At 69.9% G+C, this 22,241-nt stretch carries 24 protein-coding genes; 9 read left to right on the forward strand and 15 right to left on the reverse strand.

Features of this window, described 5'->3' with window-relative positions; translation table 11 throughout:
• Positions 1-1,139: 1,139 nt before the first annotated feature.
• The 11 genes from AB0I88_RS08550 to AB0I88_RS08600 all read right to left on the reverse strand — a co-directional run bounded on the left by AB0I88_RS08550 (position 1,140) and on the right by AB0I88_RS08600 (position 10,591).
• Complete coding sequence (locus tag AB0I88_RS08550) at positions 1,140-2,447, reverse strand: FliI/YscN family ATPase (protein WP_361020204.1); 1,308 nt, start codon at positions 2,445-2,447, stop codon at positions 1,140-1,142.
• Positions 2,448-2,477: 30 nt separating this feature from the next.
• Positions 2,478-3,149 carry a FliH/SctL family protein gene (locus tag AB0I88_RS08555; protein ID WP_361020206.1) on the reverse strand — a complete coding sequence of 224 codons (672 nt, stop codon included), beginning with the start codon at positions 3,147-3,149 and terminating at the stop codon, positions 2,478-2,480.
• The gene (gene fliG, locus AB0I88_RS08560) at positions 3,133-4,158 is read right to left on the reverse strand and encodes a flagellar motor switch protein FliG (protein WP_361020208.1); all 1,026 of its coding nucleotides are present in this window, start codon (positions 4,156-4,158) and stop codon (positions 3,133-3,135) included. Before fliG ends, AB0I88_RS08555 begins: the two co-directional genes overlap by 17 nt.
• A gap of 16 nt (positions 4,159-4,174) precedes the next feature.
• The gene (gene fliF / locus AB0I88_RS08565) at positions 4,175-5,785 is read right to left on the reverse strand and encodes a flagellar basal-body MS-ring/collar protein FliF (protein WP_361020210.1); all 1,611 of its coding nucleotides are present in this window, start codon (positions 5,783-5,785) and stop codon (positions 4,175-4,177) included.
• Position 5,786: 1 nt separating this feature from the next.
• Complete coding sequence (fliE, locus tag AB0I88_RS08570; RefSeq protein ID WP_361020212.1) at positions 5,787-6,131, reverse strand: flagellar hook-basal body complex protein FliE; 345 nt, start codon at positions 6,129-6,131, stop codon at positions 5,787-5,789.
• A gap of 6 nt (positions 6,132-6,137) precedes the next feature.
• The gene (locus AB0I88_RS08575) at positions 6,138-6,530 is read right to left on the reverse strand and encodes a flagellar basal body rod C-terminal domain-containing protein (protein ID WP_361020214.1); all 393 of its coding nucleotides are present in this window, start codon (positions 6,528-6,530) and stop codon (positions 6,138-6,140) included.
• Between the two features lie 2 nt (positions 6,531-6,532).
• Positions 6,533-6,880 (reverse strand): flagellar basal body protein, encoded by a 348-nt coding sequence (locus AB0I88_RS08580; RefSeq protein ID WP_361020216.1) that lies wholly within the window; start codon positions 6,878-6,880, stop codon positions 6,533-6,535.
• A 183-nt stretch (positions 6,881-7,063) separates the two neighbouring features.
• A complete protein-coding gene (locus AB0I88_RS08585; protein WP_361020218.1) occupies positions 7,064-7,396 on the reverse strand; it encodes a hypothetical protein in 333 nt (110 codons plus the stop codon).
• Positions 7,393-7,767: a flagellar export chaperone FliS gene (gene fliS / locus AB0I88_RS08590; RefSeq protein ID WP_361020220.1), complete on the reverse strand. Its 375-nt coding sequence runs from the start codon at positions 7,765-7,767 to the stop codon at positions 7,393-7,395. Before fliS ends, AB0I88_RS08585 begins: the two co-directional genes overlap by 4 nt.
• A gap of 47 nt (positions 7,768-7,814) precedes the next feature.
• A complete protein-coding gene (gene fliD / locus AB0I88_RS08595) occupies positions 7,815-9,248 on the reverse strand; it encodes a flagellar filament capping protein FliD (protein WP_361020222.1) in 1,434 nt (477 codons plus the stop codon).
• Between the two features lie 140 nt (positions 9,249-9,388).
• Positions 9,389-10,591: a flagellin gene (locus AB0I88_RS08600; protein WP_361020224.1), complete on the reverse strand. Its 1,203-nt coding sequence runs from the start codon at positions 10,589-10,591 to the stop codon at positions 9,389-9,391.
• A gap of 246 nt (positions 10,592-10,837) precedes the next feature.
• On the opposite strand from AB0I88_RS08600, the gene AB0I88_RS08605 reads away from it, so the two are divergent.
• The 7 genes from AB0I88_RS08605 to AB0I88_RS08635 all read left to right on the forward strand — a co-directional run bounded on the left by AB0I88_RS08605 (position 10,838) and on the right by AB0I88_RS08635 (position 16,273).
• Complete coding sequence (locus tag AB0I88_RS08605) at positions 10,838-11,323, forward strand: flagellar protein FlgN (protein WP_361020226.1); 486 nt, start codon at positions 10,838-10,840, stop codon at positions 11,321-11,323.
• A complete protein-coding gene (gene flgK / locus AB0I88_RS08610; RefSeq protein WP_361020228.1) occupies positions 11,323-12,783 on the forward strand; it encodes a flagellar hook-associated protein FlgK in 1,461 nt (486 codons plus the stop codon). Before AB0I88_RS08605 ends, flgK begins: the two co-directional genes overlap by 1 nt.
• Positions 12,784-12,803: 20 nt before the next feature.
• Positions 12,804-13,736, forward strand: a complete 933-nt coding sequence (locus AB0I88_RS08615; protein WP_361020230.1) for a flagellin — start codon at positions 12,804-12,806, stop codon at positions 13,734-13,736.
• A gap of 41 nt (positions 13,737-13,777) precedes the next feature.
• Positions 13,778-14,176, forward strand: coding sequence for a flagellar assembly protein FliW (locus AB0I88_RS08620; protein WP_361020232.1), 399 nt, complete (start codon positions 13,778-13,780; stop codon positions 14,174-14,176).
• An 84-nt stretch (positions 14,177-14,260) separates the two neighbouring features.
• Positions 14,261-14,494 carry a carbon storage regulator CsrA gene (csrA, locus tag AB0I88_RS08625; RefSeq protein ID WP_361020234.1) on the forward strand — a complete coding sequence of 78 codons (234 nt, stop codon included), beginning with the start codon at positions 14,261-14,263 and terminating at the stop codon, positions 14,492-14,494.
• A 143-nt stretch (positions 14,495-14,637) separates the two neighbouring features.
• Entirely contained in the window at positions 14,638-15,387 is a 750-nt protein-coding gene (locus AB0I88_RS08630) for a hydrolase (RefSeq protein ID WP_361020236.1), read from the forward strand.
• Between the two features lie 82 nt (positions 15,388-15,469).
• Positions 15,470-16,273, forward strand: a complete 804-nt coding sequence (locus AB0I88_RS08635) for an SRPBCC family protein (protein ID WP_361020238.1) — start codon at positions 15,470-15,472, stop codon at positions 16,271-16,273.
• Between the two features lie 66 nt (positions 16,274-16,339).
• On the opposite strand, the gene AB0I88_RS08640 is transcribed toward AB0I88_RS08635, so the two are convergent.
• On the reverse strand, positions 16,340-18,151 hold the full coding sequence (locus tag AB0I88_RS08640) for a PAS domain-containing sensor histidine kinase (protein ID WP_361020240.1): 1,812 nt from the start codon (positions 18,149-18,151) through the stop codon (positions 16,340-16,342).
• Between the two features lie 43 nt (positions 18,152-18,194).
• Positions 18,195-18,407 (reverse strand): hypothetical protein, encoded by a 213-nt coding sequence (locus tag AB0I88_RS08645; protein ID WP_361020242.1) that lies wholly within the window; start codon positions 18,405-18,407, stop codon positions 18,195-18,197.
• 268 nt (positions 18,408-18,675) lie between these two features.
• On the opposite strand from AB0I88_RS08645, the gene AB0I88_RS08650 reads away from it, so the two are divergent.
• Both AB0I88_RS08650 and AB0I88_RS08655 read left to right on the forward strand, forming a co-directional pair.
• Positions 18,676-19,917: a S8 family peptidase gene (locus AB0I88_RS08650; protein ID WP_361020244.1), complete on the forward strand. Its 1,242-nt coding sequence runs from the start codon at positions 18,676-18,678 to the stop codon at positions 19,915-19,917.
• A 122-nt stretch (positions 19,918-20,039) separates the two neighbouring features.
• Positions 20,040-20,432 carry a response regulator gene (locus AB0I88_RS08655; protein ID WP_361020246.1) on the forward strand — a complete coding sequence of 131 codons (393 nt, stop codon included), beginning with the start codon at positions 20,040-20,042 and terminating at the stop codon, positions 20,430-20,432.
• 232 nt (positions 20,433-20,664) lie between these two features.
• On the opposite strand, the gene AB0I88_RS08660 is transcribed toward AB0I88_RS08655, so the two are convergent.
• Positions 20,665-21,420 carry a class I SAM-dependent methyltransferase gene (locus tag AB0I88_RS08660; RefSeq protein ID WP_361020248.1) on the reverse strand — a complete coding sequence of 252 codons (756 nt, stop codon included), beginning with the start codon at positions 21,418-21,420 and terminating at the stop codon, positions 20,665-20,667.
• Positions 21,420-22,175 carry an SDR family oxidoreductase gene (locus AB0I88_RS08665; protein WP_361020321.1) on the reverse strand — a complete coding sequence of 252 codons (756 nt, stop codon included), beginning with the start codon at positions 22,173-22,175 and terminating at the stop codon, positions 21,420-21,422. The genes AB0I88_RS08660 and AB0I88_RS08665 overlap by 1 nt, the downstream gene beginning before the upstream one ends.
• Positions 22,176-22,241 lie beyond the last annotated feature (66 nt).

Below are 22,241 nucleotides of genomic sequence, written 5' to 3' on the forward strand. Positions count from 1 at the left end.
ACACATCGCCCTGCACACCGGCCTTCCCCTCCGGCCCCCGGTGGTGACGCCGTCCCGTGGACTCCAGCGTGTGGCATCGGCCGGCCGTCACACGCCATCACCGCCACGTTCCCCGGCTGGCCGCGCACGCAGGAACGAAATCCCCGTTCGGGGAGACGGGACGCGGATCACGGGCCATCGGTGTTCCGCAGACGTGACACCTGCAACGGGTGTCGTCACACCCACTACGGGTGTCACGTTCTCCGAACACACATCGCCCTGCACACCGGCCTTCCCCTCCGGCCACCGGCGGTGACGCCGTCCCGTGGACTCCAGCGTGTGGCATCGGCCGGCCGCCACACGCAACCACCGCCACGTTCACCGGCTGGCCGCGCACGCAGGAACGAGTCTTCGTCCGGGGAGGCGGGACGCGGATCACGGGCTATCGGTGTTCCGTAGACGTGACACCCGCAACGGGTGTCGTCACACCCACTACGGGTGTCACGTTCTCCGAGCACACATCGCCCTGCACACCGGCTCCGCCCACCGGACGCCAGGGCGCCGGGGCGGCAGGACGCCGGGGTGGCAGGGCACCGGGGCGACAGGGCGGCAGGGCGCCGGGGCGCCGGGGCGGCAGGGGCGTGCCGTCGGTGCGCTGGGGGCGCCCGCCCGGTGGGCAGAGGGGGCCGAGCGATTCGGCACGCGCGTAGGGTCCTGCGTGGTTGCTCACGAGTGTCACAGCAGTGCTCGGGGCGCACCGTCGGTGCGCTGTGCGCGCCTGCCCGCCCGGGCGGGCAGGCGATTTGGCCAGCAGAGGCAGAGTTGACCCCGCTGGCCGAATCGCTCGTCGCCGCCTCGTCCGCGCCGGCCGACGCATGCAGGTCTCGGGAGGGCACGGGGAAGCAGATGATCTTCTATGTCGGGGCTGTTTCGAAGCGCTTGAGGCGGCGCTGAGTGCCGGCGCGGCAAGATCAAGCCGCGTAACGAGGGTGATCTTGGCGTGGCGGCAGGTTGGGTGACGAAGTGTCCGCCGGGCCTGCCTGGCCACCGGTCTCAGCCCGGCGGGCGCGGCACAGGCTGGGGTGGGCAGCGAGCCCGCGCCGCACGGACGGAACGGCCCGGATTCGGCGGGACCGGGTCACGCGTACCTGAAAAGGGGTTCAGATCGTCGCGATCAGGGCGCGCAGGGCCGCCCAGGCGGAGTCGGCGGTGGTTCGGTCGTCGAGGTCCTGGCGCAGGAAGGCGCTGATCTGCGGCCAGGCCGCGTTGGCACGGTCGGCGTCGTGGTTGGTGCCGGGCACGTAGGCGCCGATCTCGACGAGTTCGCGGACTTCGCGGTGGGCGGCCATCAGGCGGCGTAGTTCGATGGCGTCGGACCGCTGCTCCCGGGTGGTGATCTTGTTGGCGACCCGGGAGACGGAGTCGAGGGCCTGGACCGCCGGGAAGTGGCCGGCGGTGGCGAGCTTGCGGTCGAGCACGATGTGCCCGTCGAGGATCGAGCGGGCCGCGTCGGCGATCGGCTCGTTGTGGTCGTCGCCTTCGACGAGCACGGTGTAGAGGCCGGTGATGCTGCCGCGGGCGCCGGGCCCGGCGCGTTCCAGCAGGGAGGCGAGCATCGCGAAGACGGACGGCGGATATCCGCGGGTGGCAGGCGGCTCGCCGACGGACAGGCCGACCTCACGTTGCGCCATCGCCGCACGGGTCACGCTGTCCATCATGAGCAGCACGTCGGCGCCTTCGTCCCGGTGGTACTCGGCGATCCGGGTGGCCACCGCACCGGCCCGCAACCGGACCAGGGGCGGGGTGTCCGAGGTGGCGACCACCAGCACCGAGCGGGCGAGGCCTTCGGGGCCGAGGTCGTGTTCGATGAACTCGCGCACCTCCCGGCCGCGTTCACCGACGAGGGCGACGACGTTGAGTTCGGCCGCGGTGCCCCGGGTGATCTGGCTCATCAGGGTGGACTTGCCGACTCCGGAGCCGGCGAAGATGCCGATGCGCTGGCCTCTGCCGCACGGGACGAGGGTGTCGAGCACCCGTACGCCGAGCGACATCTGTGTTCCGACGAGTTGCCGTTCCATCGCCGAGGGTGGTGCCGCGTCGATCGGGACGAGCCGGCCGCGGAGCGGTGGCCCGCCGTCCATCGGCCGGCCGAGACCGTCGAGGATCCGGCCCCGCAGGTCGGGCCCGACGGAGATGCGCAGTGGCCCGCCGGTGTTGACGGCGGGGGTGCCGGCGCCGATGCCGGCGATCGGGCCGAGGGGCATGCAGGAGAGCCGGTCGCCGTCGAGGGCGGCGACCTCGGCCAGGACGGTGTCCGGACCGGTGCCGATCCGCAGCAGGTCACCGACGTTGGCTTCGAGCCCGCCGACCGTGACCCGTAATCCGACGGCGCCGGTGACCCGGCCGCTGACCAGTGGCCGCGCCGCTTCGACGGCGGCGCGCAGCCGGTGCTGGAAGACATCGGTCATGGCGTTCCCCCTCGGGAGTCGAAGGCCCGGTCAGAGGCGTAGCGCCTCGCGGGCCCGTTCGACGGCGGCCGCGATGGTGGCGTCGACGGTCGCGGTGCCGGTCTCGGCGATCGCGTCGCCCGGTTGGAGGGACGCGTCGGGGCGCAGCACGATCGTCCGGCCGTTGTAGTCGTAGTCGGTGCCGGCGGACTCGCCGACGAGCGTCCGGTAGTCGTCCGGGTGCAGGCTGACCCGCACCGGACCGTGTTCGGGGGTGGCCGTCATGGCCCGGCGCAGTGCGTCGGCGCCGCGTTCCGGGTCGTCCCGCAGGGTCCGGCCGATGATCGCCTCGGCGAGTTCCCAGGCGCCGGCCAGCACGACCTCCTGCAGTTCGGTGAAGGTCGGCATGAGCTGGTTCTCGAGTTCGGTGACGGCCCGGCCGAGGGCGTTCACCGCGTGCGCCAGCGCGGTCGCGCGCCGCTGCTCGTACGCCTCCTCGGCGGTGACGGCGCGGGCCGCGGCAGCCTCCGTGGCCACCGCGGCGTCGCGTTTGCCTTGCGCCCACCCTTCGGCGTATCCCGTGGTCCGGGCCTGTTGCTTGGCCCTTTCCACGGCCTCGTTGTCGACCGGCTGCTCGGCGCGCAGGTCGACCGCGAACCGTGCGGCGGTGGCGTTGTCGGCCACCGCCCCACGGATGACCGGGCGGTCAGGCGATGAGCTCATCGGCCTCGCCGCCACGCTGGATCTCGATCTGGCCGGAGTCCTCCAGGCTGCGGATCACACCGACGATCTTGGCCTGGGCTTCCTCGACCATCTTGACCTTCACCGGGCCGAGCAGGTCCATCTCCTCCAGCAGGTTCTCCCGGCCGCGCTCGGAGAGGTTCTTGGTGACCTTGTCCCGGACGCCCTCGGGCACGCCCTTGAGGGCGGTGGCCAGGTCGGCCGGCTCCACCTGGCGCAGAATGAGCTGCACCGCGCGGTCCTCGAGGTTCACGATGTCCTCGAACATGAACATCCGGCGGCGGATCTCCTCGGCCAGCTCCGGGTTGCGGGCTTCCAGGGCTTCCAGGATGAGCCGCTCGGTGGTGCGGTCGGCGCGGTTGATGATGTCGACCAGCGGCTGGAGGCCGCCGACCGTGGAGAGCTCGTCCGGCTGGAGCACGCTGGACAGCTTGCGCTGCAGGGCGTGTTCCACCTGGCGGATGATGTCCGGCGAGGTCCGGTCCATGATCGCGATTCGGTGCGCGACCTCGGTCTGCACTTCCAGCGGCAACCCGGCCAGGATCGACGACGCCAGTCCGGACGGGATGTGGGCCAGCACCAGCGCGATGGTCTGCGGATGCTCGTACTGGACGTAGGAGAGCAGCTGCCGGGGGTCGGCGTTGCTGAGGAAGTTGAACGGGATGTCGTTCATCGACGCTTCGAGCCGTTCGAGGATGAGCGCCGCCCGGTCCTTGCCGAGCGACGCCTCCAACAGCTCTCGTGCATAGTCCATGCCACCCGACCCGGCGTATCGGGTGGTAGCCATGGCGTAGAACTCGTCCATCACGTCGTCGACCTGGTGGGGGTCGAGTTTGCCCAGCCGAGCCACCTCGGCGGACACCATCTCGACCTCCTTGTCGGTCATGTTCGCCATGACCTGGGCCGCCTGCTCCTTGCCGAACTGGACGAGCATGATCGCGGCCTTGCGTACTCCGGTCATGTTGAGCGTGGTGAGCGCCGGTGTCGTCAACGGAAACTCCTGTGGTTCAGCGGTTGCTCGTGTCGGCGGAGATCCAGCTGCGGATCAGTGAAGCCGTCTCCTCGGGCTTCTCCCGGACCAGGTCCTCGATCTCCCGGTGCCGTTCCTCCCGCGCCTCGTCGGTGCGGTCCGCCATCTCCGGCAGTTGCAGCTGGTGCTGGACGGCGACGTCCAGTTCGGCCGCCCGCTGGGCCTCGAGCGCGGCCTGCATCTCCTCCAGGTGCCGGCGCTCCTCCTCGGTGAGCTGCTGCTGACGCTTCCGGGCGCGCCGGTTGGCCCGCCAGGCCAGGAGGATCAGCATGAGCACCACGAACAGCAGCGCGGCGGTCTGGATCAGCTTGGTCTGCTTGGCCGACTTCTCGGCTTCGGCGGCGGCGGCGAGCTCGTCCTGGACCGCGTCGGCCTGGCTGGTGTCGAACGGCATCGAGGCGACGGCGATGGTGTCACCCCGGGTCGGGTCGATGCCAGCCGCGGCGCTGAGCATCTGCTGCACCTCGTTCGGGTCGACCTGTCCGGCGACCGTGCTGTCCAGCAGAACCGAGACACTGAGCCGTTCGATGCTGCCCGGCGCGTTGCGGCGTACCTCTTCGACCTCGTCGAAGCGGCGGTTGCGCACCTCGTTCTTGCTCTGGTACTGGCCGTTGCCGGCGTTGTTGGGGACCTGGATGTTGTCCGGGCCGAGCACACCGCCGGTCCCGCTGCCGGTGCCGGTGTAGGTCTCGGTGTTGACGCTCTCCGACTCGGCCGGCAGGGCGGGGTCGGCGCTGTACTTCTTGCTGCGTGTCTCGGCCTGGTCGAAGTCCAGGACCGGCGTGGTGGTGACGACCGAGTGGCCGGGGCCGACCAGGTTGTCGAGCATCCGCTGCAGGGAGCCGTTCAGACGGTTCTGGAACGCGACGGTCTGCTGCTCGGCGCCACTGTCCGCGCCGGCCGCGCCGATGATGTTGCCGCCACCGGTGGAGAGCATCCGCCCGTCCGAGCCGGCCACGGTGACCTGGGTGGGGTCGAGACCCTCGACGCTCGACGCCACGAGATGCACGATCGACTGCACCTGCTGGGTGTCGAGCGGGTTGCTGGCCTTCGAGGCGACCAGCACCGACGCGGTCGGTTTGGTCTGGTCCTCGGTGAAGACGTCCTCCTTCGGCATGACGAGGTGCACGGTGGCCGCCTCGACGCCGTCGATCGACTTGATGGTCTTGGCGAGCTCACCCTCCAGCGCCCGCTGATAGTTGGCGTGCTGCATGAAGTCGCTGGTGGTGATGCCCTGCTGGTCGAGCAGCGAGTAGCCGGTGCCCTCGTCGTTGGGCAGACCTTCGCCGGACAGTTGCAGGCGCAGGGCGTTCACCTGGTCGCGCGGCACCAGGATGGTCTGACCGTCGTTGGCCAGCTCGTACTGGGTGCCGGACTTCTGCAGCGACTCGACGATCGCGCTCGCGTCCTTGGTCGACAGGTTGTTGAACAGGATCTGGTACGACGGCTTGGCCGCCCAGGTGGCGAAGAAGTAGCCACCGACGATCAGGGCGAGAACCGCGAAGATCGTGACAGCCTTCTGTCCGGGTGTGAAGGACTTGAAGGTGTCCGTGACGCGGCGAACCGGAGCGGGAAGGCGATCGGTCATATCAGGCCTGCATCCTCATGATCTCCTGGAAGGCCTCGACGGCCTTGTTACGGACGGCCATGGTCAGCTGCAGTCCGAGGGATGCCTCGGTGGCGGCCATCGTGTACTGCGCCGGGTCCTGGAGGCGGCCGTCGGCCACCTGCACGGCGAGGTCGGCGGCTTTGGTCTGGGACGCCTGGAGGTTCTCGATGCCCTTGGCGAGCATGCCGGCGAAGTCGGCGTTCGGCCCCTGGGCGGCGGCGGTCGTCTCGGCCTTCTCGGTGAAGCCGGCGATGCCGCTGAGGCCGAGACCGCTGACGCCGCCGACGGGTGAGAAGCCGCCGATGGGATTGATCGGTGAGGTCACGTTTCATCACTTCCCGAGGTTGATCGCGGCGGCGTACGACTCACGTGCGCGGTCGACGACCGCGAGGTTGGCCTGGTAGGAACGCTGGGCCATCATGAGCTGCGCCATCTGGTCGCCCATGTCGATGTCCGGCCGGCGGACGTAGCCCTCGGCGTCGGCGAGCGGGCTCTCCGGCTCGTAGGCCAGGATCCCCTCGGCGTTGCCGTACCGGATGCCGGCGACCTCGGCCCCGTTGCCGTCCTGCGCGGCGCGGGCCGCGACGTACCGGGCCTGGAAGGCGTTCTCGGACGTACGCGTGGTGGTGTTGATGTTGGCGAGGTTGTCCGCCACCGCGTCGAGCCACTTGCGGTAGACCGTGACTCCGCTGCCGGCGATGCCGATCGCGTTGAAGGTGCTCATCGTCAGGCCCCCTTGATGGCTTCGCGCAGCGAGTTGTACTTGCCGTCAAGCGCCCGGATCGCGAGGTTGTAGCGCATCGTGGTGTCGATGTGCTGCAGCGTCTCGTGATCGAGGTTGACGTTGTTGCCGTTGAGCCGGGTCGGCTCCAGCGACGTCAGCACACTCGGGGTCACCCCGGCGGGCGAAGCGCCGCGGGCGACGGCGCTCTGCAGCGCCTCCTCGAACTTGACCTTACGGGCCCGGTAGCCGGGGGTCTCGATGTTGGCGATGTTGTTGGCGATGGCCTGCTGGCGCGCGGCCAGGCCACCGATGGCCACCCGCAGCGCGGACGAAGAGCGGTCGTCGAACAAGGTGTCTCCCTAGTCGATCCGTTCAGTCGCCGATCCTTGGCTTTCCTCGTTGAGCGATCCGTGCTCGTACCCTGCACTTCGGCGACCTCGCCGATCCGCTGAGTCCCAACCGGTTGCCGCGAGGTTGCACACGAAAAGGTCCCGGACCCCCGTGCGGGGACCGGGACCGTCTCGGAAAGCGGATCACATGGCGCAATCGAGATATACAGGGCGTTTTACCGCCTCACCGGTCTCGATCCGGGAGGTCATCGCCATCTGCTGACGGTTCGCGGTGAGCCGCCGGGCGATCTCCTCGGCCGCGGCCAGCTGCCGGGTGAGGATCTCGTCGGCTCGTGGCCGCAGCTCCAGCGGCAGGGCGCCCAGCTCGGTCGGCGGCCGCCACACGTTCGACGGCGGTGTCTCGGCGATCCGCCGCTCGTCGAGCAGCATCGCCTCCACCGCCGCGACGTCCAGCTCCAGGTCGTCGAGCGCCGCCGTCCAGGCCTCGCGCCAGTCCGGCGCCACCACGGTGTTCATGTCGACGCCGTCGCGGCCTCGCGCCACGCGTCACGCAGCGGCTCCAGCAGGGACCGGCAACTCGCCACCCGGTCGGCGTCCTGCTTGATGTTCGCCCCGATCAGCTCGGTGAGCACGAAACCGTACAGGCCTGCCAGGCCGGGCGCGCCGTCCCAGGTCTCCATGTCGAGCGTGGTGCGCAGCTCCAGGACGATCTCCTGAGCGTGCGAGATCCGCTCGTTCGCCAGCTGACGGTCGCCGTGGCGGATCGCCTCCTCGCCGTGCATGAGATCGAGGATCAGCCGGTCGTACAGCATGATCAGCAGCTTCGCCGGCGAAGCGGTGTTGATCGAGTCCTGGAGGTAGCGGTCGCGAAGGTTGGGTGCGCTCATGGAAGTCCCTCGGTCGGTGGCGGTCGGCTGAAGTGCGGTACGGGTCGTCAGCTCAGACCCGACAGCTGTCCGGAGAGCCAGCTCGACTGGTTCTGCATGTTGCCGAGCGCGGTCTCCAGGGCGGCGTACTGGCGCTGAAGCGCGGCCTTGCGGGCGATCAGCCGCACATCCCAGTTGTCGATCTGCTCGGTGAGTGAGGAGATCTCGCTCTTCCGGCCGGTGACCACGCCGGTCACCGTCTTCATCTGCTTGTCCGCGAGACTCCTGAACTGGCTGCCGAAGGCCATGGCAGCCTCCTGCGTCTTGCCCGGGTCATCGGCGTACGACTTGTTGAACTCGTTGGCGTTGAAGGTGAGCAGACCGTCCCGGTCCAACCCGATGCCGAACTGGCTGAGCGACCCGAACTCGACCGTGGCGGTGTCCTTCTCGCCGTCGTTGTCCGCGTCCGTGGGCAGCGTCTTGGTGTATGTCAGACCGTTGCTGACCATGCTCAGCACGGCCTGGTTCATCTGCCGGATGGTGAAGTCGCCGGTCAGCGGAGACCCCTTCCTGGTCTCCGGGTCGTACGCCGTCTGCGTCTTGATCTCGGCGAGGGCGGCGTTGGCCGCGTCCACCAGGGCCTGGAACTTGGCGGAGATCGCGGCGGTGTCCGCGGTGGCGTCGACCGTGACCCCCGGCTCCTCCTTGGTGACCGAGAGGGTCACACCGGGCATGAGCGCGCTGAACGTGTTGGTGCTGCTGGTGACCTTGTACTCGGACGTGCTCAGCGGGTTCACCGTGAGCACCGCGTCCTTGGCGGACGCCGTCTTCGGGTCGGTGCCGTTCTTGCCGTAGCCCTCCAGTCCGCTGATCTGGAAACCGTTGGCGGCGCCGGTCTTCATCCCGGTGAACTGCAGGACGCCCTCGTCACCGGTGGTGGAGACGGTGTAGGCGCGGATGCCGAGGTTCACGCCATCGGCGTTGACCGCCGAGTTGACCGCCGACGTGAGCTTCGCGGCGGTTCGCGGCTCCTCGATGGTCACGACCACCGGGTTGCCGACCGGCGTGAACTCGTCGACGCCGTCGTTGTCCGCGTCCGGGCTCCACGTGCCCGGCTGGATCGTGACGGACGCCGGGAAGGCCTGCTCCGCCTTGGTGTCACTGATTTCGAGCACCGAGGACTGGGCCCGGGCGACCGAGCTGACGTCGAACTTGAGGCTGCCGGCCATGCCGCTGACGCCGCCGACCGCCGTGGCGGTGACGTTCGCCGAGCTGGACGTCGCCTTCAGGGACCGCCACGAGGGGAGTGAGGACATCGACTCGGCGGCCGACCGCACCGCCTTGATCTTCGCGTTGACGGACAGGTAGGACGCGATCGCGGTCTCCGCGGTCTCGACCTTGGTCTTGAGTTTGGTTTGCGGGGCCGCCTCGACCTTCATCAGCTGAGTGATCATCGAGGAGGTGCTGAGGCCGGAGACGAGGCCGTCAACAGAACTGGTCACGGAAACCTGCTTTCGTACCGAGGACGATTGCGGAGTGGGGGTAGCCGGCTGGGCTTGCCGGCTACCCCCACCTGTTCGGTCGTTCGCGGATGAGATTCAGTTGTGGCCGGTGGCCGTCCGGTTGCCGGCCGGTGTCAGCGTCAGCGGAGCAGCGACAGCACGTTCTGCGAGGCCTGGTTGGCCTGCGAGAGCATGGAGGTGCCGGCCTGGGTGAGGATCTGGCTGCGGGTGAACTGCACCATCTCCTGCGCCATGTCGGTGTCACGGATCCGGGACTCGGAGGCGGAGAGGTTCTCGACCGCCACGTTGAGGTTGTTGATGGTGTGCTCGAAGCGGTTCTGGTGAGCACCCAGCCGGGCCCGGGTGTCGGAGACCGACTGGATGGCGACGTCGAGCGCCTTCATCGCCTCGTTCGCGCCGGACTCGACGGTCGGCGTGGCCCGCCGGGTCAGGTCCAGGTTGTTGAGACCCAGTGTCTGGGAGTCGACCTTCTTGATGCCGACGGTCAGGGTCTCGCCCGCGTTGGCGCCGATCTGGAACGCGCCCGGGGTCGTCGGCGTGGTGACGGCCGTCGAGCCGCCGCCCGCGAGGCCCAGCGCGGTGGACGCGATGTCGAACTCGTCCGCGCCGGACGCCGCGAAGACGATCGTGCCGGTCGAGTCGACCTCAGCGGTCACCTGGATCTCGTCACCGGTGTGCCCGGCCGCCTTCAGCGCCGTTGCCAGGGCTTCCTGCACCTTGGCCGCGGCCGCCTGCGCGCTGAGACGGTTCCCGTCGGCGTCGTCGAGCGAGACGGGAGTGATCGTGACCGGGCTGTTCGGGACAGCGGTTCCGTTGATGCTGGTGAGGGTGAGGTCCGCGGTCGCGGGCACGGAGGTGATCGCCGTGCCGCTGGACACCAGGCGGTTCGTGTTGCCGAACGAGCCGTCGAGCAGCTTCGACTTACCGAACGAGGTGGTCTCGCCGATCCGGTCGATCTCGGCGGCGAGCTGCTGGAACTCGCCGTTCGCGGCCTGCTTCGCCTCGTCGTCGAGAGACGCGTTGTTGGCCTGGACCGACAGGTCGCGCATACGCTGCAGCATGCCGGTGACCTCGTTGAGGGCACCCTCAGCGGTCTGCACGACGCTGATCGCGTCCTGCGCGTTGCGGACGGCGACCTTGAGGCCACCGGTCTGCGCCCGCAGGCCCTCGGAGATCGAGAGCCCGGCCGCGTCGTCCGACGCCCGGTTGATGCGGTAACCGCTGGAGAGCTTCTCCAGCGACTTCGACATCTGGTTGTCGGTCACCGACAGGTTCCGGTAGGCGTTCTGCGCGGCGATGTTCTGATTGATGCGAAGACCCATTGGTGAATTCCTCCTTGACTGGGGTCTGTGCCGGCCCGTCCATGAGCCGTGGTGTTACGTCACATCCCTTCGGCGGATCGCCGAGAGGCCATGAGGATTCTCCGAAAAATTTTCCGGCTTTTCGGGCGAACCGGAGAAGTGCCGATCGGGGGAAACCGCTCAGCGGCACGGGTGATGTGCCGACCTGTCCGAATGAGCGGGTCCGTCGAGGGGGCGAGCCCGACCAGCCAAACGACGGAGGACCGGGTGAGCCTGACCGACCTGGCCAGTGTCCTCTGGCGCTCACGTGAGCTGCTGGAGATGCTGTTGTTCAAGCTTGAGGAGGAGCAGTTGCTCCTCGCGTCCAACCGGTCCCGATGGCTCAGCCACGCCACCCGTGAGGTGGAGGTCGTGCTCGACCAGATCCGGCAGACCGAGGTGATCCGGGCGGCCTACGCGCAGGAGGTCGCCGTGGAGCTCGGCCTGTCGCCGGACGCATCGCTCGGCGAGCTCGCCGACGCGGCGCCCGACCCCTGGTCGGACCTGCTGCACCAGCACCGCAAGGCATTCCTGCTGCTGACGTCGGAGATCAGGGCCCTGGCCGACGTCAACCGTGACCTGCTCACGGCCGGGCAGCGCGCCGCTCGCGAAACCATGCTCGCGTTCGCCGAGACTGTGGAAACGTACGGGCCGCAGGGCCAGACCGTCAGCGGCGCCGTGCGGCGCCCCACCCTGGTTGATGAGGCGATCTGATGGGCAGCACTTTCAGCGGACTCAACACGGCGCTCACCTCGCTGTACGCGCAGCGCCGCGGTTTGGACGTCACCGGCCAGAACATTGCGAACGCGAACACCGAGGGATACACCCGGCAACGTGTGGTGATGCACGCGCAGAACGCCAATCTGGTGCCGGGCGTCTACGCCACCACGGACGCGATCGGCGGTGGCGTCACCGTCTCCTCGGTCGAGCGGCTCCGCAACACGGCCCTGGACCAGCGCAGCTACACCGAGCACGCGAACTCGGCGTTCCACAACGAGCGGGCCGGGGTGTACAACCTGGTCGAGGACGTCTTCGGCGAGCCGAGCGACACCGCGTTGCAGGCCCGCCTCCAGGACATGTGGGACGGCTGGAACGACGTCGGCGCCAATCCCACGATGAAGGCGCCGAAGTCGGCGCTGCTGGAACAGGCGACCACCGTCGCGGCCTCGCTCAACGACGCGGCGGCCGCGCTGAACAGCCAGTACACCTCGACCCGCGGTGGACTGGACACCTACGTCGGCGACGTGAACGCGGCGGCCCGTTCGATCGCCAAGCTGAACCAGGAGATCGTGGTCGCCCACGAGGCCGGCCTCCAGGCCAACGAGCTGATGGACCAGCGCGGCCGGCAGATCCTGAAGCTCTCCGAGATGGTCGGCGCCACCGCGACCGACCTGCCGAACGGCGCGATCAGCGTCTACATCGGAAGCGCCCAGCTGGTCAGCGAGTACAACGTCCGCGAGATCGAGATCAAGCAGCCGGCCGCGACCCGGCTCGAGGATCTGCCGCTGCTCGACGTGACCCTCCAATGGTCGGACAACGACGGCGTGGTCCACGCCGGCGGCACGATGGGCGCCCAACTGGAGACGCTGGGCAAGAACGGCATCCTGAAGACGATCTCGAACCGGCTCGACACCATCGCCACCTACCTGGCCCGGGACGTCAACAGCCTGCACGAGAGCGCGTACGGGCTGGACGGCAGCAGCGGCCTGCAGTTCTTCGTCGACGGCAGCGCCGTCCCGCAGACGGACTCGACCATCAACGCGTCGAACATCGCCGTCAACAAGGACCTGCTCGACGACGTGGACAAGGTCGCGGTCTCGTCCGGAAACCCGACCGCGCCGCAGAGCAGCGGGGCCCGGATCCTGGACGGCGACCTGGCGTTCGCACTCTCCGAACTGGACGACGCACAGGACGGGGCGGACGCCGAGTACCGGGCGCTGATCGGCGAGCTCGGGGTGTCGGCGCAGTCGGCGATCCGCCGCCGGGACATCCAGAACGCGGTGACCGATCAGGTCGACGCCTCCCGGGACGCCGAGTCCGGGGTCAACCTCGACGAGGAGATGACCAACCTGCTGACCTACCAGCGGGGGTACGAGGCCGCGTCCCGGGTGCTGACCACCATCGATTCGATGCTCGACCAGTTGATCAACCGTACCGGCCTGGTCGGCAGGTAAGGGTAAGGAGGACGGCGGTCATGAGCAGCAGCCCACGTGTCACCGAGAGCAGTGTCCGTACCCGGACGATAGCCAGCCTGCAGCGAAACCTGAGCCGGACGCAGTCCGCGCAGGACCAGATCTCCAGCGGCAAACAGTTGCGGCGCCCGTCGGATTCGCCGACGGGCACGGTCACCGCGTTGCAGTTGCGCGGCGAGGTGCGCGCGAACAAGAAGTACTCGGCCAACGCCGACGACGCGATCGGCCGGCTCGGTACGGTGCAGGACAGCCTTCGAAGCGTGTCCGACAGTCTGCAGCGGGTGCGGACCCTGACCCTGGAGGCGGCGAACGCCGGCGGCGGCAGCACGCCGCAGGCCAACCGGGCCCGGGCCGAACAGGTCGAAGAGATCAAAGGCCTGCTGGTCCAGTACGCGAACACCAAGTACCTGGACCGGCCGGTGTTCGGCGGGTCCACTCCGGACAGCACGGCCTACACCACCGCGGGCGAATACGCCGGCGAGAACGCCGGCCAGACGTTGCGTGCCATCGGGCCGAACGCCAAGATCCGGGTCGACGTGCGGGGGCCGGAGGTCTTCGGCCCCGAAGAGGTGACCGTCAACGGCAGCACCGTTCCTAACGAGGCCCAGTTGTTCCGGGTTCTCGACTCCCTCGCCGCGGCCATGCGTGACGGCAATGCCGAGGGCATCAACGCTGGGCTCTCAAATCTCGATAAAGCTACTGAAATCCTGAACTCAACCCTTTCGGACGTAGGTGCCCGATACAATCGGGTTGAACAGATGAAGCAGTCCGCTGAGGATCGCTTGATGTCTGTGTCGTCGCAGCTGTCCGATATCGAGGATGTCGACCTGCCCAAGGCGATCATGGAATTGCAGCTCCAGCAGACCTCGTATCAGGCCGCCCTGGCCGCCACGGCCAAGGTGATCCAGCCCTCGCTCATCGATTTCCTGAGGTGACCATGACTACTCGCACCGCATCCCGTCCGATTGAGGCCACCATGACCGACCCGTCGCTGGGGCTGCCGACCATCACGATGGCGGTGCCCATGCCGGGTTTCCCGGCGCACCGGGAGTTCTGTCTGGTGCGCCTCAACGACGATGGCCTGCTCTACGCGTTCACGTCCATCGAGGACCCGGAGCTCCGATTCCTGGTGGCGCCGCCGGAGCCGTTCTTCCCGGACTACGCGCCGGAGATCGAGAACGGAGTGTTCGCCGCCCTGAACACGAAGGACCCGGACCGGCTCCTGCTCCTCACGGTCATCACCGCGAGCGAGAACGAGACGACGGCGAACCTGCTGGCCCCGATCGTGGTGGACCGCGACAGCATGCGGGCCATGCAGGTGGTCCTCTCCGGCTCCGGCTACCCGGTCCGGGCGATCATGAATCGGCACTTCTGAACCTCGAAGGCGCAGGCGCGGTCGCGTTCCCTCGCGGCCGCGCCTTTGTCATGCTGTCCGTTCCATGGACGGAGGAGGGCACCGATGCTTGTGCTGACCCGGAGGGCCGGGGAGAGCGTGATGATCGGCGACGACATCGTCATCACGGTCCTCGAGGCCCGCGGCGACGTCATCCGGCTGGGCATCCAGGCACCCCGGGACGTGCAGGTGCACCGTGAGGAGGTCTACCGCGAGCTTCAGGAGGCGAACCGGGCGGCCGCCTCACCCACCGAGGACGCGGTCCACGCGCTCGCCAAGATGTTCGAGAAGAACGAGTGAGATCACGGAGGGCGCCCGGAAAGGGCGCCCTTCGCCGTTTCAGCGGCACCTGACCTGCACCGGCCACTGACCCCGGAGACAACATCCGGCCCGCATGCTCATCCTCGGCGGGAGAGGCCCGCCCGGACAGCCGGGGAGCGAGCGTGGGCGCAGAGCGCGAATCAGTCATCGGAGGCGGTGCGGTCGGCACGGCCTGCGCCCTGGACCTGGCGGTGGACGCGCACGTGCACACCGGGTTCGCGGCCGGCCGGGACGCGGTGGGCGTGGTGGTCTCGGCGGCCGACCGTGCCGGTCTCACCGCGCTCACCTTCGCCGACCAGGCCGGCCCGGACACCACCTGGCTCCCGGCGTACGCCGACGCGGTGCGCCGCGCCCGGCACCGCACCGAGATGACCTTGCGGGTCGCCGCCGAGGTGGAGGTGGTGCGCCCGGACGGCTGGCTGGGCCTGCCGGCCGACCTGGCCCCGCTGGACGCGCTGTCGGTGGCGGTCTCGGCCCTGCCGGTCGGCAGCGAACTGCTCGGCCCGCGGGAGATCCGGGCCCGGCTGGACGCGGGCGTGCTGACCCGCGACCAGGTGGCCGGCCTGCTGGTGGCGGCGACCGTGAAGGGCCTGGAGCGGGCCTCCCGGTACGTTCCGGCGCAGCTGGCCCGCCCGCTGGCGCTGCTGGGTCAGGCCGGCGTCGACGATTCCGCGGTGACGCCCGCGCTGATCGCCGAGCTGGCGTCGGCGTGCCGGACCACCGGCGCCCTGGTGGAGGTCAGCGAGGCCTGGCGCAGCCCGTCTCCGCGGGTGGTGCAGATGCTGCTGGATGCGGCGGTCCTCGTCGTCCCCGCGAGTGACGCCCGATACGCGGTCGAGGTCGGCCGGTGGCAGTACTTGCGCAGGGTCTGATCCAAAGCAGCGAAATAGAACACGACTCGCACTCGTCTCCGTACTCTCTGTGATGCCAGCACTTCAGCATGGGAGAGTCGCGATGAGCATGGTTCAGCAGGCTATCGAGGTGAGCGCACCGGTTCACACGGTGTATGAGCAGCTCGCGGCGTTCGAGAACTACCCGCGCTTCATGACCGGCGTGCGGCAGGTGACCTCGACCGGCGTCGACCAAACCCATTGGATCATGGACGTCGACGGGAAACGACGTGAGTTCGACGCCCAGATCATCGAACGGTCCCCGGACGAGCGGGTCTCCTGGTCCACCATGGAAGGCCCGTTGCTCGCCGAGACCATCACGCTGCGCCCCATGGGGGAGACCAAGACGCAGATCGTCGCCCAGTTGGAGGCCGACATCGCCTTCCTCATGCCCAGCGACCGGCACGGGCAGGAGTCGCTGAACCGGCGGCTCAAGGCCGACCTCACCACCTTCAAGGGCCTGGTCGAGAGCGGCGTGCTCGGCGGCCGCCCGATCCCGCACGGCGCCTCCTCCAAACGGATGACCGGCAGCTCCCACACGCTGCTGCCCGGCGTCAGCGCCGACCCGGCCTCGCCGGCCTCGGTCGCCGCCCGGATCCGCAACCGGAACGCCGCCACGCCCACCGCGAAGCCCGGCGCCGGCTGGGACACCGGGGCCGCGGACATGGGCAACGCCGACCCGACCGGCACCGGCCTCACCGACAACCCCCTGCACAACGCGGCGACCTCGGCGGACATCGACAGCCCGTCGGGCCTTCGCACGCCGCGCGAGAGCGAGGGCGGCGCCGGATCCGCCCGGATGGGTGGCCGCACCGGGCACTCGGACGTGTGGGGCAACGGCATGATCAACGAAGAGGAACGCGGTTGAGGAATCGGAGACCTGAGCGGCCCGGAGACGCTGAGCGTCTCCGGGCCTCTTCCTTTCCCGGTACGCCTAGAGCGCCGGCGCCGCCTCCAGAGTGACGAGCAGGCGGGCGCCACGGGGCTGGGCGTGCTCGTAGCGGACCGACCCGCCGTTCGCCTCGACCAGGTGCCGGACGATGAACAGCCCCAGCCCGGCACCCCGGATGAACCGGCCGAACAGGTTGGGCACCAGGTCCTCCGGGATGCCCGCGCCACTGTCCTGCACGCTCAGGCGTACGGTCCCGCCGGGCTCCGGCTCGGCCCGGATGTGGATCGGCGGCGCCCCGTGGGTGAGCGCGTTCTTCAGCAGGTTCTCCACGACGACGGTGAGGTGCCCACGATCGGCGAGCGCGGCCAGGTCCTCGTCGATGGCGATCTCCACGTCGCCGCCGGAGCCGGCCACCGTCGTGCTGACCGCCTCGACCACCTCGAGCAGCGGCACCGGCACCCGGCGGGCGGTGACCGCGCCGGTGTCCAGCCGGAACAGCAGTTGCAGGTCGTTCATCATCTTGATGAGCCGCCGGGTGTTCTTGTCGATCTTGGTGGCCAGCTCCAGCCGGATGTCGTCCGGCAGGTCCGCCCAGTCGGCGCAGAGCAGTTCGGCGAGGCTCGCGATGGAGCTGATCGGCTGCGCCACGTCGTGGGTCAGCATCGAGGTGAGGTCGTTCTTGAAAGCCAGGGCCGCGGCCAGTTCGGCGTTGCCGCGTTCCAGGTCGGCGGCGTGCCGGGTGAGCTTCTCCTCGGCCTGTTTGCGCTCGGCGATGTCGACGTAGGTGGCCACGTAGCCCCGGGTGGCGCCGGCCGCGTCGGGGATGGCCGCCATGGTGGCGAGCACCGGGACGTCGGTCCCGTCGGCGCGGGGGAGCAGCCAGTCGCCGCCGGCGCCGGGCGGCGGCAGCGGCGGCGGCGACTCGGGGACGGTGTCGTGTCCGGTGAGTTCCCGCCAGCGCCGGTTCACGTCGATCACCCGGTAGTTGGCGTCGAGCACCATGACGGCCTCGTTCATCGACTGGAGCAGCGTCTGCGCGAAGTCCTGCCGTTCGCGCGGGTCGTCCACCGGATCACGGCGCTGCCGGCCGGTGTCGCCGAGGGTGCGCACCAGGTAGGCGAGCAGGGCCGGCAGCGCCAGCGCCGCGAGGATCACGACGATGCTCACCGCGGCGGCGGCGCGGCCCGTGCCGGCGCCCGCCACGAAGACGCTGACCAGCGCCGCGACGACGGGCACGGCGATCAGGACGGGGGCCGTCCGGCGTACGGCGGCGCGCGTCCCGGAGTCCGCCGGGGTGGGCGGCGGCCCGGTCTCGGGGCGGGCCAGGATGGCGCCGACGGCCAGCACGAGCAGGGACACGGCCAGATGGGCCGGCATCGTGCCGGGTAGGCCGGCCGGTTCGACCAGCCGGGGGACCAGGGCGACCAGCGCGATGATCGCGGCACCCAGCAGCAGCGGGTCGGCGACCCGGAAGGCGGTCCCACCGGTACGGCGGGGCACGCGCAGATCGAGGCAGGCGAGCGCCAGCCCGGTGAGCGCGGTGGCGACGCCAGCGGCCGGATCCCCGCCCAGGGTGGCGGCTCCCACCCCGGCGGCGGCCAGCGCGAGCAGCACGGCGGCCCCGGCACGGAAACGGCCCGCCCCCGGAACGGGAACGGGCGTCACCTGAAGCACGAGAGCGATCCCGGCCGGGATCAGGGCAACCGCGGGAGTGCCGCTCAGGCCCTCCGGCGGGGCGCCCGCGCCGAACGTGTGCAGAGCGCCGGAGACGGCGACCGCCGCCCCGGCACATGCGGCTGTCAGCTGGGACAGCCGGCCCACGCCGTGCGCCGCGATATGCACAAATACCCCCAAGACGTGAGGGAAAGAGCATAACGCGGGCTACCCCGGCGAGCGGTTACTTGCCCGCCCACTCGAAGCCGTCCTCGACGCGGATCGTGCTGGCGACCCGGTTGATATCGGCACGATGCCGGTTGGCGTGGTGCCCGCAGAACGCCAGATCCCCACCGCTGGTCAGGACGAACTCCAGCTTGGCAGCCGCACCGCAGCGATCGCAGCGCTCGGTCAGCTCGCCGACGGTGTCGATCGCGGGCGACAGCAGAGTGGTCATATCGCTCTCCTTGCTTCGGTAGCGGTGCATGGTGGCGGTGCAGCGGTCCTGACAGCGAGAAGTTCGGCCCACCGAGCGGTCGGCTTAGAGGTTCGCGGTGTGACACGGCCGATCGCGGCGCCACTGATCCCCGCAACCCGGGCGCAACCCGGAGGAACCCGGGGACGCACTCTCCCCCCGCCAATCTTTCCCTCAGCTGCTTTCGGCATTCCCCCCGGGCCGGAACTTCACCGACCTGTGCTGACGACCGAGAGGAAACCCACACCATATGTTCGGTAACGACGCCCGTCCGGCCGTCCGACTGACCGTTGCCGCGAGCGCCGCCACCGCGATCCTCTGGGGCATGACCGGACCGGCCGCCGCCGCGCCGGCCACGCCCACGGTGGGAACCATCTCCGGGGCCGGCGTGGAAGGCGCCATCCCGGACAGCTACATCGTCATCCTGAAAGCCGGCGCCCGGGCAGCCGCCCGTGCCGCCGCCGCGCACGACCTGGCCCGCGAGTACGGCGGCCGCGTCGAGGGCGACTACCTCACCTCGGTCCGCGGCTTCCACCTGCGGGCCACCGCCGGCCAGGCCCGCCGCCTGGCCGCCGACCCGTCCGTCGAGTTCGTCGAGCAGGACGCCGAGATCAGCACCGCGGGCGGCGCCGCCGCACCGCTCACCCAGACCGGCAAGACCACCTGGGGTCTGGACCGGATCGACCAGCGCGCGCTGCCGCTGTCGAAGAGCTACACCCACAGGTCGGCGGCGAACGTCACCGCCTACGTGATCGACACCGGCGTCCGTGTCTCGCACAAGGAGTTCGGCGGCCGGGCCCGCGACGGCTGGGACTTCGTCAACGGCGACAAGACCGCCGACGACTGCAACGGCCACGGTACGCACGTCGCCGGCACGGTCGGTGGCGCCACCTACGGCGTGGCCAAGGACGTCGGGCTGGTCGCCCTCAAGGTGCTCGACTGCGACGGCTCCGGCTCGTACACCGACTTCATCGAGGCCGTCGACTGGGTCACCGAGAACGCCCAGCTCCCGGCGGTGGCGAACATGAGCCTCGGCGGACCGCTGAGCAGGGCGCTGGACACGGCCGTCAAGCGCTCCATCGACCGCGGCGTCACCTACGCGATTGCCGGTGGCAACGAGAACAAGAACGCCTGCAAGCTTTCGCCGGCCGCCACCCCGGAGGCGATCACGGTCGGCGCGGTGGACAGCGCCGACGCCCGTGCCTCGTTCTCCAACTTCGGCTCCTGCCTGGACATCTTCGCCCCGGGCGTGAACATCCAGTCGGCCGGTGAGGCGTCCGACACCGCCAGAGCGACGATGAGCGGCACCTCGATGGCGTCGCCGCACGTGGCCGGCGCGGCCGCCCTGGTCCTGGGCGCCCACCCGGCGTGGACGGCCGGCCAGGTCCGCGACGACCTGGTCGCGAACGCCGGATCCGGCCTGGTCCACGGCCCGGGCAAGGGCTCGCCGAACCGCCTGCTCCACACCGGCTACCTGAACACCGCCGCCTGACCTGGGGCAACGACCGAAGATCCGCCGCGCGACGCCCCGGTGCGTCGCGCGGCGCTCGTTTTCGCAGACACCGGGCCCCGGGGCGGATAGCGTGAGAACGACCCCAGCCCGAGGAGGCTCCGATGTCCGAGGCGCCGGTCGCCGAGAGGCCGACAGTCCTGGTCGTCGACGACGAGGAGGATCTGCGCGACATCATGCGGCGCATGCTGGAACGGCGCGGCTCCTACGCGACGCTGGCGGCCGGTGACCCGGACGAGGCCATCGCGATCTGCCGGGAGCATCCCAGCGAGATCGACGTGCTGATCACCGACCTGACCCTGCCCGGAGCCTCCGGCGGCGAGCTGGCCAAGACCATCCGTGACCTGCGCCCCGGCATCGGCGTGGTCTTCGTCTCCGGGCTGCCCAAGGACATCGCGGTCGGCAAGGGAGAGATCGACGAGGCGGACGTGCTGGTGAAGAAGCCGTTCACCGCCGACCCGCTGCTCGAGGCAGTCCGCGAGGCCCTGAAGAAGTGAACCTTCCGTGTGGCTTTCGGGTGCGTAGCGCACCCGAAGTCCCCACGCTGGGTGTGTGGCTTTCGGGTGCGTAGCGTGCCCGAAGTCCCCACGCCGGGTGTGTGGCTTTCGGGTGCGTAGCGTGCCCGAAGTCCCCACGCCGGGTGTGTGGCTTTCGGGTGCGTAGCGTGCCCGAAGTCCTCACGCTGGGTGTGTGGCTTTCGGGTGCGTAGCGCACCCGAAGTCCCCACGCTCAGGCGGGCCAGGGCAGGGTCAGCTCGCCGAGCCGCCAGCGGGCCGGGCCGTCGAGCACCGGCCGGCCCTCGGCCCGCAGCCGCCGGACCGTGGCCAGCCAGCGCTGTCGCGGCCCGAACGGCGTGGCCTCGGTCTCCCAGGCCCGGCTCAGCCCGCGCAACAGCTCGTGCACCGGATGGCCGGGCACGTTGTGGTGGATCAGCGCCTTCGGCAGCCGCTCCGCGAAGACCGCCGGATGCTCCAGCGCCGCCAGCCGGGCCGAGAAGGTCAGCGTCCGCGGCGTACCGTCCTCGACGACCGTCCAGGTGGCGACCCGGCCCAGCTCGTCGCAGGTGCCCTCGACCAGCAGCGCGCCGGTCGCGGTCATCGCCCGCCAGGCGGCCGCCACCTCGTCCTCGGTGTACTGCCGCAGCACGTTGAACGCGCGCACCACCACCGGGGCGAGCCCGGCCAGCTCGAACCCGCCGTGCCGGAACTCCAGCCCCGGCGGGTCGGCGAAGGGTTGCGCGTCGCTCACCCGTACCGGATCGATCTCCAGACCGACCACCGTGACGTCCGCACGGACCGCGACCGCCAGCCTGCCCCGCAGTTCCACCGCGGTCACCGGTGAGGCGCCATAGCCCAGGTCGACGACCAGCGGCTCCGCCGCTTCGGTCAAGAGCCCACCGCACCGGTACGCGATGAAGTTGTCGACGCGCCGTAACCGGTTGGGATTGGTGGTCCCCCGGGTGATCGTGCCGACCGGTCTGGGCATTACGGCTCCCGGTGCACCTTGTGCTGGGCGGCCTGGGCGATCGGACGCACCACGAGGCGGTCGACGTTGACGTGCTGCGGACGGGTGGCGGCCCAGGCGATGCAGTCGGCGACGTCGTCGGCGATCAGCGGCTCCTTGACCCCGGAGTAGACCGAGTCGGCCCGGTCCTGGTCGCCGCCGAAGCGGTTGAGCGCGAACTCGTCGGTGCGAACCATGCCCGGGTCGATCTCGATCACCCGGACCGGTCTTCCGCACAGTTCCAGCCGCAGGGTCCCGACCAGGGCGGTCTCGGCGTGCTTGGCCGCCACGTAACCGCCACCGCCCTCGTAGGGGGTGAAGGCCGCCGTGGACCCGACCGTCACGATCGTGCCGCGGCCGCTCGCCTCGAGGGCGGGGAGCAGCGCCTTGGTGATCCGCAGTGTGCCGAGGACGTTCACGTCGTACATCCACTGCCAGTCGTCGACGGATCCGGAGGCGACCGGATCCACCCCGCGGGCGCCGCCGGCGTTGTTGACCAGCAGGGTGACCGGCCCGCCGAGGGCGGCCACCGCCGTGGCCAGCGCTTGCACCGATGCGTCCGAGGTGACGTCGCACTCGACCGCTGTCGCGTTCGGGCCGATCTCCTTGACCAGGGCGGCCAGCCGGTCGGCGCGACGTGCCGCCGCGACGACGTGATATCCCTCACCGGCCAGCCGGCGGGCCGTCGCCGCGCCGATCCCGCTCGACGCCCCCGTGACCACCGCGATGTTCTGCATGTCCTGATTCTGGTCCATGACCCGGAACAGGCCGCGCGCTCCATGACCTGGATCACCCCGGGTCGT

The sequence above is a fragment of the Actinoplanes sp. NPDC049802 genome (assembly GCF_040656595.1).
GTDB lineage: Bacteria > Actinomycetota > Actinomycetes > Mycobacteriales > Micromonosporaceae > Actinoplanes.

Coding starts and splice junctions, on each gene's coding strand:
- AB0I88_RS08555 (WP_361020206.1), bottom strand. CDS start 3,149: ATGAGCTCATCGCCTGACCGCCCGGTCATCCGTGGGGCGGTGGCCGAC.
- AB0I88_RS08665 (WP_361020321.1), bottom strand. CDS start 22,175: ATGCAGAACATCGCGGTGGTCACGGGGGCGTCGAGCGGGATCGGCGCG.
- AB0I88_RS08635 (WP_361020238.1), top strand. CDS start 15,470: ATGAGCATGGTTCAGCAGGCTATCGAGGTGAGCGCACCGGTTCACACG.
- csrA (WP_361020234.1), top strand. CDS start 14,261: ATGCTTGTGCTGACCCGGAGGGCCGGGGAGAGCGTGATGATCGGCGAC.
- AB0I88_RS08550 (WP_361020204.1), bottom strand. CDS start 2,447: ATGACCGATGTCTTCCAGCACCGGCTGCGCGCCGCCGTCGAAGCGGCG.
- AB0I88_RS08645 (WP_361020242.1), bottom strand. CDS start 18,407: ATGACCACTCTGCTGTCGCCCGCGATCGACACCGTCGGCGAGCTGACC.
- AB0I88_RS08585 (WP_361020218.1), bottom strand. CDS start 7,396: ATGAACACCGTGGTGGCGCCGGACTGGCGCGAGGCCTGGACGGCGGCG.
- fliS (WP_361020220.1), bottom strand. CDS start 7,767: ATGAGCGCACCCAACCTTCGCGACCGCTACCTCCAGGACTCGATCAAC.
- AB0I88_RS08620 (WP_361020232.1), top strand. CDS start 13,778: ATGACCGACCCGTCGCTGGGGCTGCCGACCATCACGATGGCGGTGCCC.
- fliF (WP_361020210.1), bottom strand. CDS start 5,785: ATGACCGATCGCCTTCCCGCTCCGGTTCGCCGCGTCACGGACACCTTC.
- AB0I88_RS08660 (WP_361020248.1), bottom strand. CDS start 21,420: ATGCCCAGACCGGTCGGCACGATCACCCGGGGGACCACCAATCCCAAC.
- AB0I88_RS08600 (WP_361020224.1), bottom strand. CDS start 10,591: ATGGGTCTTCGCATCAATCAGAACATCGCCGCGCAGAACGCCTACCGG.
- flgK (WP_361020228.1), top strand. CDS start 11,323: ATGGGCAGCACTTTCAGCGGACTCAACACGGCGCTCACCTCGCTGTAC.
- AB0I88_RS08655 (WP_361020246.1), top strand. CDS start 20,040: ATGTCCGAGGCGCCGGTCGCCGAGAGGCCGACAGTCCTGGTCGTCGAC.
- AB0I88_RS08575 (WP_361020214.1), bottom strand. CDS start 6,530: ATGAGCACCTTCAACGCGATCGGCATCGCCGGCAGCGGAGTCACGGTC.
- AB0I88_RS08615 (WP_361020230.1), top strand. CDS start 12,804: ATGAGCAGCAGCCCACGTGTCACCGAGAGCAGTGTCCGTACCCGGACG.
- AB0I88_RS08650 (WP_361020244.1), top strand. CDS start 18,676: ATGTTCGGTAACGACGCCCGTCCGGCCGTCCGACTGACCGTTGCCGCG.